This window comes from Enterobacter sp. EC_50 (assembly GCF_019584525.1).
Classification (GTDB): Bacteria; Pseudomonadota; Gammaproteobacteria; order Enterobacterales; family Enterobacteriaceae; genus Enterobacter; species Enterobacter roggenkampii.
Genome location: NZ_VDAF01000027.1, coordinates 1 through 12,558, shown reverse-complemented (window position 1 = coordinate 12,558; position 12,558 = coordinate 1). Strand labels below are relative to the sequence as shown.

Genomic DNA, 12,558 nt, shown 5'->3' with positions numbered 1-12,558 from the left:
CCTGTAAGGAGGTGGATAATGGCTGATTATAATAGCTTTGTTTTGGAAGGAATAAAAATTATTTTTGCCGATAACAACAAGGAGTTTATTAAAGAGATTTGTGAACCATTGATAAATATTCTATGCATCGAAGAGTATTATTCTGCTACCGGAATTTATAATTATGATGATGCTGATGAGCAAACTGAGTTACTTAAAAATGCATTAAGGGACTATAAAATGGCTCACTAGTGAAAAGAGGCTAACTTGTATTAGATCAAACTTGATCTTACACTTTTACTGCATAGGGCTTAACCTAAGCTGACAGTCCGCTCTGTGCCAGAAGCGGACATTCGCAACTTATTTAAATGCACCGCACAGCAAAATTCTTTTACCAGAAAATTCATCCCTTACAAGAGTCATGACTGATAAGACGCGCGCGACAAACATCCAGAATTTCGTTAGCAAGAGCGGAATTATCTGGACAGGCACGAGACAACACCAGGGCGCCAACAAGATGCGCGATGGTATTTATTAAGTCAGCGCGCGTGCCATTTTCGGTTCCTAAAACTTCCAGTTGCCGCTCAATTCCGGCCGCAAACGTCTCTTTGATTGATTCAGATTGACGGGCTGCATCAGTACCCAGAGCCGACATCACGCAGCCTTTTCCCATGTCATCACGATGTTGTCGGGAGAGATAATATTCAATAAATTTTTCCCGATTAACACCCTCCGTTTTTTCTGCGGATCGCATAAAGCCGCAGCTCATGGCCTCAGACAGTAAATCTGCCTTGGAACCAAAATGCTTGTAAAAGCCACCGTGAGTTAACCCTGCCTCAGACATCAGTTCCGATATCCCGATACCATCGTAACCACGCTCACGAAAAAGTTCTGAGGCCGTTTCAACAACTCGCATCCTGTTCTCGCGAACCTGCTCTTTTGACACTTTCACGTTTCTACCCTCTTCAAATAGAGCCTGATTATACATTGATGATGATCATAATCAAACCGGTTGACTTTTTAGATTATGATCATCATCATTAAATCAGTACCTCAACCAATCATTTGCAGGCGGATAAACATGACGAACCAGGCATTATTTCAACCTTATGATCTTGGCCCCATAACACTTGCCAACCACATCGTGATGGCCCCCCTGACGCGTAACCGGGCTGGTGCCGGGCTGGTACCGGGCGAACTGGCAGCGACTTACTACGCCCAGCGAGCTTCAGCAGGATTATTGATTACCGAAGCCACGCAGATTTCGCCACAAGCGCAGGGATATCAGGATACACCGGGGATCTATACGCAAGCTCAAATAGAGGGTTGGCGCAAAGTGACTGACGCAGTCCATGCCAAAGGTGGGCGTATATTTGTACAGCTCTGGCACGTAGGGCGAATTTCGCATGTCGATTTACAGCCTGGTGGCGCTGCACCAGTCGCACCGTCCGCTATCCGCGCTGAGACGAAGACCTTTGTGAACAACGGTTTTGCTGATGTTTCTGAACCACGTGCGCTGGAAGTGGAGGAAATAAAGGGGATCATCGATGATTTCAGAAAGGCAGCTGCAAATGCCATTGCCGCCGGGTTTGACGGAGTCGAAATCCATGGTGCGAATGGTTATCTGCTGGAACAGTTCCTTAAAGATGGTGCTAATCAGCGTACAGATGAATACGGCGGCTCTGTCGAGAATCGTGCTCGCCTGCTGTTAGAAGTCACTGCTGCCGTAAAAGATGAGATTGGCGCTGAACGCACCGGCGTGCGCATTTCGCCGGTATCTCCTGCTAATGCAATTTCTTGCAGTGATCCGCAACCTCAATATGACTACCTCGCTGAGCAACTCAATGCATTAGGCATCGTGTATCTCCACGTGGTTGAAGGCGCTACGGGCGGCCCGCGCGATGTATCACCGTTCGACTACGACTCACTACGTCGACGCTTTAACAACACCTGGATCGGTAACAATGGCTATGACCTGGCGCTGGCGACCACTCAGCTTGAGCAAGGCAAAGCCGATCTGTTTGCCTTCGGTCGTCCGTTCATCTCCAACCCGGATTTGGTTGAAAGACTGAAGACGGGTGCGCCGCTGGCCTCACTTAATCCTGAAACGCTTTATGGCGGTGGTGCACAAGGGTACACCGATTATCCGTCGCTTACCGGAACCAGCAAGTAGATCTGTGAATATCACGGTTCGACCTGAATCGCACATTGCGGAATCAGTTTACACATTAATAAAGAAGAGCAACTTATGACTAACGCTTCAGTTCTCATTACGGGTGCATCCACAGGTATTGGTGCTGTTTACGCTGAACGATTTGCCCGTCGGGGACATGACCTGGTACTGGTCGCCCGCGACACAGCAAAGTTAGAGATACTGGCCGATCGTCTGCGACGGGAAAATGGCATTTCTGTCGATGTTCTTCCAGCCGACCTCACGCAAGCGGTCGATTTAGCGACTATCGAAGCGCGTCTGCGTGAAGACGAGCAGATCGGTATTCTTATCAATAACGCAGGTATCGCGCAGTACGGGAGTTTTACAGAGCAGACGCCTGAATCGATAGAACGCCTAATCGCGCTTAATGTCACGGCACTGACGAGACTGGCAAATGCAGTAGCACCACGCTTTGTAAAAGCGGGTGAAGGTTCTATCGTCAATATCAGTTCCATCGTTGGGCTCGCTCCGGAATTTGCAATGACGGTTTACGGTGCAACCAAAGCCTTTGTGCTTTTCCTGTCTCAGGGAATGAGTCTGGAGCTGTCATCTAAGGGTATTTATATCCAGGCGGTACTGCCTGCCGGGACGTACACGGAAATTTGGGATCGTGCGGGTATCGACATCAGTAACTTTGCCAAAATGATGGAAGTAGGTGAGTTAGTCGATGCAGCCCTGGTGGGTTTTGATCGTCGCGAACTCGTCACCATCCCGCCTTTACAGAATGCTGCACACTGGGAGACCCTCGATGCTTCCCGTCAGGCTCTGCTTTCAGACATCAAACAAGATGAAGCCGCAGAGCGATATAAAACACGTTAAGTAAAGAGTTGCCCTCTGCAGAACAATCTTTTAGGTGTTTTGCAGACGGGCAAATAAAACATAACGCCCTGATAGCAGGTTTTCTCATTCCCTATGAGAAATCTCAAACAAATCATAAAGGTCTCGTTCAGTATGACAACAAAACGTGTAGCGCTGGTTACAGGCGCTTCGTCAGGTATCGGCAAAGCGTCAGCGACTAAACTTTTAGCTGCGGGTTTTACGGTATACGGCACAAGTCGGCGTGGCGCGCTGGCGGGAACACATCCTTTTCCGTTATTGACGCTGGATGTGACGGACGACGTCTCTGTTGAGGCAGCCATTGATGAGTTGCTGCGCCTGGAGGGGCGGATCGATCTTCTTGTAAATAATGCGGGTTTCGGGGTCGCTCCGGCAGCTGCAGAGGAAAGCTCTCTCGATCAGGCCAGGCTTATTTTCGACACCAATTTTCTGGGCATCGTTAGGTTAACACGTGCTGTTGTCCCTCATATGCGCCGTCGGGGCAGCGGGCGTATCATTAACATTGGTTCGATACTCGGTATCGTTCCGTTGCCGTATGTGGCTCTTTATGCTGCCAGTAAGCATGCAGTCGAAGGATACACAGGAGCACTTGATCACGAGCTGCGCACGCAGGGTATCCGGGTTTCTGTCATTGAACCTGCTTACATAAAGACCGAGTTTGAAGCCAATAATATCGAACCGGATGCCAGGCTTGAAGAGTATGACCTTATCCGGGCTAAGCTGACGAAAGTGGTGAGCAAAGCAATGGCCGAAGCGGAAAGTCCGGAAGTTGTGGCGGACGTAGTGGTTAAAGCTGCTGAGGATTTACGACCAAAAGTGCGTTATACCGCGGGAACGCTGGCGGCTAAACTGAATTTTCTTCTCAAATTCGCGCCCTCAAAAATCCTGGATAAGGTAGTGAGAAATAGTCTTCAGCTTGATGCGAGAGAATAAAAATGAAATTTTCGCGACTGGCTATCCTGGCATCAGTGTTGTTTTTCATCCTCGCTACGGTATGGATGATTTTCCCGGAACAGCTCCTCGCCTTGTGGGGGATTGAAAGCACACCAGGTACCGATGTGCTCGGCCGACGTTCTGCTGCATTCTTCGCTGGAACAGGAGCAATGTGTGTTTTAGCGAGGAATGCTGAGCCTTCTCCAACCCGATATGCTCTGGCCACCGGCATTAGCACGATATCTTTCATGTTAGCCGTGTCTGGCTTGTTCGAATGGTACAAAGGACATGTTAACGGGCAAATTCTTTTTGCAGTATTTATCGAGCTGCTACTGGGAACCGCTTTTTTACTCAGCAATATTGGCACCCGGAAAATCGACAGGATAAACAACAAATGAATACGAAGACAATGAAAGCGTTTACGTTTAAACGCTATGGTAAATCTCCTGAGTTGGGATTTGATAACATAGATTATCCTTCCATCGGTCCTGACGAAATTCTGGTTAAGGTTTACGCTGTAGGCCTCAATCCCATTGACAACATGATCCCCACCGGAATTTTCAAACCGGTTTTGCATTTTAAGCTGCCCGCAACACTGGGTAGCGACCTCTCCGGGATTGTGATTGCAACAGGAAGCCGGGTGACGCGTTTCAAGCCAGGCGACGAAATCTTCGCGAGTATTTTCGATAGAGGTACAGGCTCTCTTGCCGAATTTGCCGTTGTTCCTGAAAGTCTCGCGGCCATTAAACCTGCAAATATCGATTTTGTGCAGGCAGCTTCACTCCCAATGGTAAGCCTCACCGCCTGGCAGGCGCTCACAGAAAGAGCCTGTTTGCAGTCTGGACAGAAGGTTTTCATCCCGGCTGGTTCAGGAGGAATTGGGAGTTTTGCCATCCAGTTGGCGAAGCACCTTGGCGCAAAAGTGGGAACGACAACAAGTTCAGTCAATGTCGAATGGGTGAGTCGTCTTGGTGCAGATGAAGTGGTTGATTACAAAAAGCAGGAGTTTGAAAATGTGCTGAGTGGCTATGATATTGTTTTGGGCACTGTGAGAGGAGATACGATAGAAAAGTCCACTCGAATTCTTAAGCCAGGCGGGAAGATTATTTCTCTCATCGGGCCGTTAGATGCTGCTTTTGCTCGGGATCGACAATTAAACCTCTTTCTTCGTTTTCTATTTGGCCTGATGAGCCGCAAAATCATACGTCTTGCAAAGAAGAGGAGCCTAAGCTATTCATTTCTCTTTGTAAGGCCAGATGGCGCTCAACTTACACAGATAAGTAAGCTCATAGAAGCGGAACATATCGTCCCGGTAATCGACAAAGTTTTCCCGTTTGCCGCAATCAAGGATGCTCTTGCCTATCTTGCTGGAGGACATGCGAAGGGTAAAGTTGTCGTTAAGATACAAGATTGAAAAAAACGGTGATTTTTATCAGCCTACTTTTAGAGTAAATGACAAGAGTCTATAGCCTCAGGGAAGAGCTGCTGAATGTCCGCTTTTCGCTCAAAGCAGACTGTCAGATTTGGTTGCATTTTGCCTACGCAAACTGTCAGTTCGAGCCTGAGCTAATACAGCTAACTGGATGTTAGCCTTTTTTAATTTTATTTTTAGATTGTTCAATGTGATGATTTAACACTTCTCTCTTTGCCTCTTCATAGGTTAGCTCTCCATTGATTACCTTATTTTTTATTTCATTAAAAAATGAGGAGCCTTTGGGATCTTTACTTGATAAAAAAAGACTGGCTTCAGCTCTCCGAAAAGCTTCTTTCCTTGCTTCTATAGAAAATGAATTAGCAGAGTTATTTTTGTTCATAAGTTGAAGTGCCCTTATTATTTATATTCGGGATGTTTTTATCTACAAGAGTTAGTCTTAACTCCGAGAATTTATTTCCTGATATTTTATAACACTGATTTTCATTTTTTTCAATATAAAGAGATTTGCTTTCTGGGCTACCACATGTCGTAGATGTTCTTGCATCAAGAAAAATAAACTTTTCTTGAAATCTTTCAATATATTTCATTGCTGTCATGCTAATAATAAAAAGAGCAACTGACACAGCAAAAAGGGATAAGCCTGATACTAAACGATTAAAATTAAATTTCCTTTTAATAACTAATGAACTGGCTAGATTGACCATGTTATAGGGGACCATAATTATGAGTCCTATTAATATTATTTTTTCAGGAAGATTGTTCACCTGTATATGATGTTGAGCCAAGTTTCCAATATATACTGAAATCATAGATGATATTACTATTTTTGCTGGGGATACATCTCGCAAAAATATGTATATATAGACTGTAGTTGCACAAATCATTGCTCCTATTGGAAATGAGAGCATGAAAGCATAAGCTAATGTTGAGTAATTAAGATTTTCTGGGGCTATACCATAAGCTATGTCAAGTTTAAACTTTGCGATGGCTTTGTTGAATAAATCAGATTTCGGGTAAGTCTCCCCCGTAGCGGGTTGTGTTTTCAGGCAATACGCACGCTTTCAGGCATACCTGCTTTCGTCATTTTGTTCAGCGCTCGTACCAGGGCCATAGCCTCTGCAACCTGACCATCGTAGTCACGCAGTGTCAGTGAACCTCCGAACAGCTGTTTTACCCGGTACATCGCCGTTTCCGCTATCGAGCGACGGTTATAATCTGTTGTCCATTTCCACCGCGCATTACTCCCGGTCAGCCGCTGATTCGCAACAGCACGGTTACGGTCTGCATATTCACCGGGCCAGTAACCCGCGCCTTTTCGGGGAGGGATAAGCGCGCTGATTTTCTTACGCCGCAGTTCATCGTGACAGAGCCGGGTGTCGTAAGCGCCGTCTGCCGATGCTGCCCTGATTTTTCTGTGAGTCTGCCGGATAAGACCCGGGAAGGCCTCTGAGTCCGTCACATTGTTCAGCGACAGGTCAGCGCAGATGATTTCATGTGTTTTACTGTCAACGGCGAGATGCAGCTTACGCCAGATACGGCGGCGTTCCTGGCCATGCTTTTTGACTTTCCACTCGCCTTCACCGAAGACCTTCAGCCCGGTGGAATCAATCACCAGATGCGCGATTTCACCCCGGGTGAACGTTTTGAAACTGACATTAACCGACTTTGCGCGCTTGCTGACACTGGTGTAATCCGGGCAGCGCAACGGAACATTCATCAGTGTAAAAATGGAATCAATAAAACCCTGTGCAGCCCGCAGGGTCAACCTGAACACGCGTTTAATGACCAGAACGGTGGTGATGGCGAGATCAGAATAGCGCTGAGGTCTTCCCCGTGATGAAGGCGTTGCCGACTCATACCAGGCCTGAATAGCTTCATCATCCAGCCAGAAAGTTATGGAGCCACGGTTGATGAGGGCTTTATTGTAGGTGGGCCAGTTGGTTATTTTGAACTTTTGCTTTGCCACGGAACGGTCTGCGTTGTCGGGAAGATGCGTGATCTGATCCTTCAACTCAGCAAAAGTTCGATTTATTCAACAAAGCCCTTTGCGATCCATAAGCATACTGAATATGTAAAGCCAGTTACGCCCCACTTAACCACTGTATTATTAAACACTTTATTTAATAAATCACGATATCCTATGTATACACTGGTTAATAAAGCTATAGATGATAGAAAAATTGGAGCGGCAATGTATATATTTTCTAGCCATAATGGGTTTTCTACAATCAAGTATCCAAAAGGTATTAAGTATATTATAGCCAATAGTTGAGGGTTGTTTAATTTGGATGATGCGTCAACCAACTTATTTTTATATTCCATACAACGTCCTTATTTCAACTTTAACGCCAAATCTTCAGCTTTTGGATGATAATACCGCATTAGCATTCTTGGATCTTTATGTCCAGTAATTTTGGTCAGTTCATGCATAGGGAAAATTTCAGCAAGTCGAGAAGTTGCTTCATGTCGAAGGTCATGAAATCTTAAATCTTTAAGGAATGATTCATCACATAATGAGTTTGTTTTCTCGTATCGTTCTCTGGCTCGTTTTACAGCTCGGTCAAAAGCTCGGGTAATCGCGTCTGCACGCATATCAAAAACCTTATCAGCAGCTGGCTTAGAATGTTCCTTGAGACTGGACAGTATCGTGATGGCTTTCGTTGATAAAGGGACATCGCGGGCATTACCATTCTTAGTATCCGGCAGATGTGCAACTCGCCGATCAAGATCGATAAAGCGCCATCGAAGCTCTGCGATTTCGCTACGGCGCATGGCTGTCTCTAACGCCAGAAGAATGATTGCTGGCAATACTAATGAATGTGTTGCGGCGATGATATGTTCGATCTCGTTGGCTATTTCCTTTCCTGACGTAACACCGGTTTTCTCAGAAACTACAGGCAGCGCTTCCAGGCGTCTGGTCCTGGAGTTCTTGGGTTGAGGTTTGCGAATGGCCTCTACGGGGTTCAGCAGGCTCTCCATGCCCCATTCTTTCCGCGAAACGTTGAATATATGAGAAAGTAAGGCCAAACGCCTTAAAACGGTTGCAGGGGCATAGATTTTCAACCATTCATCTCTCAGCTTGGCGACATCGGCACTCCTGATGCTGGCCATATAGTTTTTCGCCAGCTGAGTGCCTTTTAGTATCCGCACCAATGATCGGTCTTGCACTGCCCCTTTTTTGTCGGGAACAATCTCTTTTTCATATCGCGTTAGGGCTTCATACAATGTCGTAGATTCCGCTTCGCTGCGGCTAAGCCAAACTCCTCTCGCCATTTCTGACTCGATCATTTTGGCCCAAGCTTCTGCTTCTACTTTGGTGTTAAAGGTTTTGGTTTGAGAGGGAAAACCTCGTTTACGGATTTGAGCTTCCCATTGGTAGTTACCACGTTTGCGTATAGTCGCCATTTCTGTCTGATTCCTAACGAACTGTGGCAATATTGTGGCAAAAAATCCATTTAAATTCGATAGGTATTGATTTTACAAGATCAATTTACGCATTCGTAATGCGAAGGTCGTAGGTTCGACTCCTATTATCGGCACCATCTTTTCATCCAGTACCATCCCCAGTCGTCCATTTTTGCTTGTAATTCGTCCTGCGAGTATGCGAACGGCTCCAGCTTCGTCCAGTTCTGCCCCGGAAACTGTATTGAGTTAAACCAGCGGATAGAGGCAGCAGCCGCTGAGCTGGGTTTTGATGTTCAGCACGAGTCCGAAGAGCAACTGCTGATTCTCTTCCGGCCGGATGAAGAAACCCACAGCTTCTATGGTAAAGACCGTGCCGCGGGCGCTTTACGGTTTCTTCGTTCTGAGCTGGCTTACGTTGCCACAATGCACCCCGATACGCCGGATGACTGGAGCAAAACAAGATTAAGGGCGCTCTGCCTGCTGGACGGCGAAAAACTGTAAACCCCCCAGCCCCTCAAACTTGACACTTTTTCGCGAGAAAATGGGAAAAGTGTCAACCCAACCTAACGGATCCTGACGGCTACGAACAGCAGCTACAGCAGAAGTGTAAAGGGCTGGCGTTGAGATTTGTTGAGCCTTGGCTGTTAACTTTTGTTAATCCTGATGCGAAGCAGGGCAGGTGTCAGCCTGTTATGGTTTGTTATGCCTCACCAGAAAAGTGTCAACGGCTACCGCTTTAGAAAACTTCAGGTACAGCTCCTAAGTTGCACCTGTCAAAACTTGTCACTCACCGGCACCGCCAGCGGGGATTTTTGGCTGTTGGCGCTCTAAGTTACAGTTGCTTCAAACAGTCTTGTCTAATTATTTATGCTATATCTATCAAGTGGATAGTACTTTCTGGTATGGGCGAAGTAATGTGAATATGAAGAAATTTGTGAGTTGCGTATGATAAAACTGACTAGTATGAGGTTTAAAATTGTTGTTAGTTTGGGGGGGCACAATGAAATTAGATTGGATTCTTCAGAAAAAAGAGACACAGCGTCGATATTCAAATGCGACTTGGGTGCCATTACGTGCAACTAAAACCAATGAGCAAGGTTGTGTATATAAAATAGGCTATGAAAGTGATTTTTTTGGATGCGGATCTATTGCCGTTCCAGTTGATTTAAAAGATCGTGCTGAAGAACTGAGCTGGAACGATTTAGGCATTGTAGAAACCAAACCATATGCCTATAGCGATGGACGATATTCCCCTGTTGAGCAGTATGAGTATAATGATAATGAACCATTAGGTATTCACTTGGTTTTTGATTATCCACAGCCAGTTATTGATAAGAATATTTGGATGTTAATTCCTGATATGATAATTGCTCTACGTCTTGTAAAAGAGGGTAATGTTTGGGTAAGACCCGAAGAAAATTTTGTTGAGGTGGTTAGGGAGTATTTTGATGATAAGGGTGAACCAAATTTAATTGAAATTAAACGTGAATTCCTAAATGATTATTTATCCGCAAGAAATTTGTCCCTTCGATTATCATATTATAAACAACGTATTATAAATATTGCTTCCCTTGAGAATAGTGAATTCAGTGAGTTACCAGATCATTTAAAAGAACAGAGGGATGGCGGTAGTTTTCAACTGAGCGTTTGTTCTAATGACGAAGTCTACGGTGGCAGTTGGGCTATGCTTCGAGCATGGAGGACAGATATTGATGAGGAAGATGACGCTCCTGTTATGGGGCCGGAAAATGAAAGTAATACTGCCTATGAAAAAAAGGAGGGCAATCGTCGGGGATATGAAGGTATTCGCATTGAAGGGGAGTTCTGGCGGGAGGAGTGGATTGAATTGAACATCCAGGCTTTAGTAAACGAGTACGTGGAGATGAAGATCCTAACCTGCCAAATTTTATTGTTGAAACTGATGGAACTCGGCTCGCTTCATCTAATTTGAATAGTGAAGATGTTGGCCGCTGGTTATGGTTTCGTTCAAGCATCGTAAACGAACTTTTAAGCTTTCGCGGATTTTCCATTAAATGGTTTTCAGCTGAAACAGGTGCTTTAATTTCTGCTTCGCGTAATCATGTCCATTTTGGATTAAATGCAGCAGATTTAATTACCGTTTACGCTTGTGATATTGCTCGTCTGGATAGCTGGGAGCAGCATGTCTGGGCTGCACACAACGTCGTTCCTGATGGTAAGGTTTCATCTGAACTTTTGTCTGCGCAGGTTAGAGCAATGCCTGCTAAAACTTATGCCGTTGAATTTTTATTTTTTGAAGTTATGAAAATGCTTGAAGATGTTTTTAAGGAAAAGTACGGCGTTTCACTATTTTCACATGATATTGACGTTAATGAGGCTAGTAATACTATCTCAAGATTTGCTAGCAGAGATCAAGCATCCTTACTTCGGTTGGCTAAAGATATTGTAAGGCTATTTTCAGAACGATTAAATATACGGGAACTTCGAAAGATATCTACTCATGCGGATAAAGAGAAATTAGGTTCTAATAAGTTGCTGCAAAATATTTTAGCTCAGAAAATTGGAGAAGAAAAAGCGCGAAAGTTTTTTGGGCCGATAGTTGGTGCGTATGATATGAGACTCGGTGATGCACACCCTACAAGTTCGAAAATTGGGGAGGCTTTGACACTTGCAGGAATTGATGAAGGGATTTCATTCTTACGTAAGGGTGAGCAATTAATATCTAACGTGGGTCAGTCTATCTGGTTTATTGGGAAGTATATAAATGAATAAAATAACAACACAGAATGATGTGGCGGTAACTATTGACCTATGTAAACCTTTTGAGCTCCCACTTGAATACATAGAGCGACTAAATAGCATCAAGGAGCTTAGTGTGTCTACTGAATTTTCAGATGAGTTAGTGGAGAACAATAATGTCCGAGGGTTAGTGAGAGATATTAATGAATACTGTATGCAAAACAAGATAGTCGGTATTCACTATACTAGAGCTGAACCTGGAAGCATTTTAGATAAAGGGTTAACAATAAGGAGTGGTAAAGAAATAAGAGATGATTTCTTAAAAGAACATGGATACCTTTTTACAGATGCTGAATTAACGTACATGAAAAGTGTTTGGTGTAAATATTATAGCCATCAGCAAAGTTCAGTTAGAGACGGGAGGGTGTTTTTCAATTTCACTGAAACAGCATTGAGTAATAGAGGTGCAGATTTTTTACTAGAAATGTATGGCGGAGAACAAGTTAATATGTGTTTCGAACCTGATGAATCTATTGGCTCAAAATTAAACTTAATTGGCAAGTCAATGATTGTAAGGTGTTCTTTAGATCCTCATAAAGTTAAAACATTTATTGAATATCCTTGGGGTAAAATACTTATGTCCTCATATCATTCACTATTGAACCCTGACGTTTATCGAATCGATCAAGATGGTTATCAGTTCGTACCAGTTCAACCTGAAGATATCCTTGATATCAAGGTATTAATCCGTGAAGATGGCATTTGGAAAAGTTTGTAACAAATGCCTTGAGCCTTCTTAACTCTTGGTGTCTTCTGTAACTTAGAGTTTCAACCTAATAGGTACCTCGTGAGCGTGTGAATATCACGCTAAAGCTTTTTTGTGATCTGGTGGTGAAGCAGAAAATCTTATGGGGGTACTTTTGGGGGGCTTTGTTGAATAAATCAGATTTCGGGTAAGTCTCCCCCGTAGCGGGTTGTGTTTTCAGGCAATACGCACGCTTTCAGGCATACCTGCTTTCGTCATTTTGTTCAGCGCTCG

General features: G+C 44.5%; 15 protein-coding genes and 1 tRNA gene. 10 read left to right on the top strand and 6 right to left on the bottom strand.

Features of this window, described 5'->3' with window-relative positions; translation table 11 throughout:
• Positions 1-18: 18 nt before the first annotated feature.
• The gene (locus FHC48_RS19410; protein ID WP_001575475.1) at positions 19-231 is read left to right on the top strand and encodes a hypothetical protein; all 213 of its coding nucleotides are present in this window, start codon (positions 19-21) and stop codon (positions 229-231) included.
• Positions 232-382: 151 nt separating this feature from the next.
• Here FHC48_RS19410 and FHC48_RS19405 read toward each other — a convergent pair whose 3' ends face one another.
• Positions 383-931 (bottom strand): TetR/AcrR family transcriptional regulator, encoded by a 549-nt coding sequence (locus FHC48_RS19405; RefSeq protein ID WP_065801688.1) that lies wholly within the window; start codon positions 929-931, stop codon positions 383-385.
• Between the two features lie 129 nt (positions 932-1,060).
• Here FHC48_RS19405 and FHC48_RS19400 point away from each other — a divergent pair, with 129 nt between their 5' ends.
• The 5 genes from FHC48_RS19400 to FHC48_RS19380 all read left to right on the top strand — a co-directional run bounded on the left by FHC48_RS19400 (position 1,061) and on the right by FHC48_RS19380 (position 5,375).
• Positions 1,061-2,152: an alkene reductase gene (locus FHC48_RS19400; RefSeq protein WP_065801640.1), complete on the top strand. Its 1,092-nt coding sequence runs from the start codon at positions 1,061-1,063 to the stop codon at positions 2,150-2,152.
• A gap of 75 nt (positions 2,153-2,227) precedes the next feature.
• A complete protein-coding gene (locus FHC48_RS19395; RefSeq protein ID WP_065801639.1) occupies positions 2,228-3,010 on the top strand; it encodes an SDR family oxidoreductase in 783 nt (260 codons plus the stop codon).
• A 132-nt stretch (positions 3,011-3,142) separates the two neighbouring features.
• A complete protein-coding gene (locus tag FHC48_RS19390; protein WP_065801687.1) occupies positions 3,143-3,961 on the top strand; it encodes an oxidoreductase in 819 nt (272 codons plus the stop codon).
• A 2-nt stretch (positions 3,962-3,963) separates the two neighbouring features.
• Positions 3,964-4,359 carry a hypothetical protein gene (locus tag FHC48_RS19385; RefSeq protein WP_062793282.1) on the top strand — a complete coding sequence of 132 codons (396 nt, stop codon included), beginning with the start codon at positions 3,964-3,966 and terminating at the stop codon, positions 4,357-4,359.
• On the top strand, positions 4,356-5,375 hold the full coding sequence (locus FHC48_RS19380) for an NADP-dependent oxidoreductase (protein WP_065801638.1): 1,020 nt from the start codon (positions 4,356-4,358) through the stop codon (positions 5,373-5,375). The genes FHC48_RS19385 and FHC48_RS19380 overlap by 4 nt, the downstream gene beginning before the upstream one ends.
• Positions 5,376-5,547: 172 nt before the next feature.
• Here the strand turns inward: FHC48_RS19380 and FHC48_RS19375 are convergent, their stop codons facing one another.
• The 5 genes from FHC48_RS19375 to FHC48_RS19355 all read right to left on the bottom strand — a co-directional run bounded on the left by FHC48_RS19375 (position 5,548) and on the right by FHC48_RS19355 (position 8,801).
• Entirely contained in the window at positions 5,548-5,775 is a 228-nt protein-coding gene (locus tag FHC48_RS19375; RefSeq protein WP_086512687.1) for an antitoxin VbhA family protein, read from the bottom strand.
• Positions 5,762-6,280, bottom strand: coding sequence for a hypothetical protein (locus tag FHC48_RS19370; RefSeq protein ID WP_259281183.1), 519 nt, complete (start codon positions 6,278-6,280; stop codon positions 5,762-5,764). Before FHC48_RS19370 ends, FHC48_RS19375 begins: the two co-directional genes overlap by 14 nt.
• A 158-nt stretch (positions 6,281-6,438) precedes the next feature.
• Positions 6,439-7,407, bottom strand: coding sequence for an IS5 family transposase (locus FHC48_RS19365; RefSeq protein WP_074449071.1), 969 nt, complete (start codon positions 7,405-7,407; stop codon positions 6,439-6,441).
• 17 nt (positions 7,408-7,424) lie between these two features.
• Positions 7,425-7,718, bottom strand: a complete 294-nt coding sequence (locus FHC48_RS19360) for a hypothetical protein (RefSeq protein ID WP_259281182.1) — start codon at positions 7,716-7,718, stop codon at positions 7,425-7,427.
• A 9-nt stretch (positions 7,719-7,727) separates the two neighbouring features.
• Positions 7,728-8,801: a site-specific integrase gene (locus FHC48_RS19355; RefSeq protein WP_220420568.1), complete on the bottom strand. Its 1,074-nt coding sequence runs from the start codon at positions 8,799-8,801 to the stop codon at positions 7,728-7,730.
• A 25-nt stretch (positions 8,802-8,826) separates the two neighbouring features.
• On the opposite strand from FHC48_RS19355, the gene FHC48_RS19350 reads away from it, so the two are divergent.
• From FHC48_RS19350 to FHC48_RS19340, 4 genes are all read left to right on the top strand, one after another.
• Positions 8,827-8,938, top strand: a tRNA-Ser gene (locus FHC48_RS19350).
• An 863-nt stretch (positions 8,939-9,801) separates the two neighbouring features.
• Positions 9,802-10,752 (top strand): hypothetical protein, encoded by a 951-nt coding sequence (locus tag FHC48_RS23540; RefSeq protein WP_259281181.1) that lies wholly within the window; start codon positions 9,802-9,804, stop codon positions 10,750-10,752.
• Entirely contained in the window at positions 10,749-11,552 is an 804-nt protein-coding gene (locus FHC48_RS23535) for a hypothetical protein (protein ID WP_259281180.1), read from the top strand. The genes FHC48_RS23540 and FHC48_RS23535 overlap by 4 nt, the downstream gene beginning before the upstream one ends.
• 103 nt (positions 11,553-11,655) lie before the next feature.
• Positions 11,656-12,297, top strand: coding sequence for a hypothetical protein (locus FHC48_RS19340; RefSeq protein WP_145975700.1), 642 nt, complete (start codon positions 11,656-11,658; stop codon positions 12,295-12,297).
• Positions 12,298-12,558 lie beyond the last annotated feature (261 nt).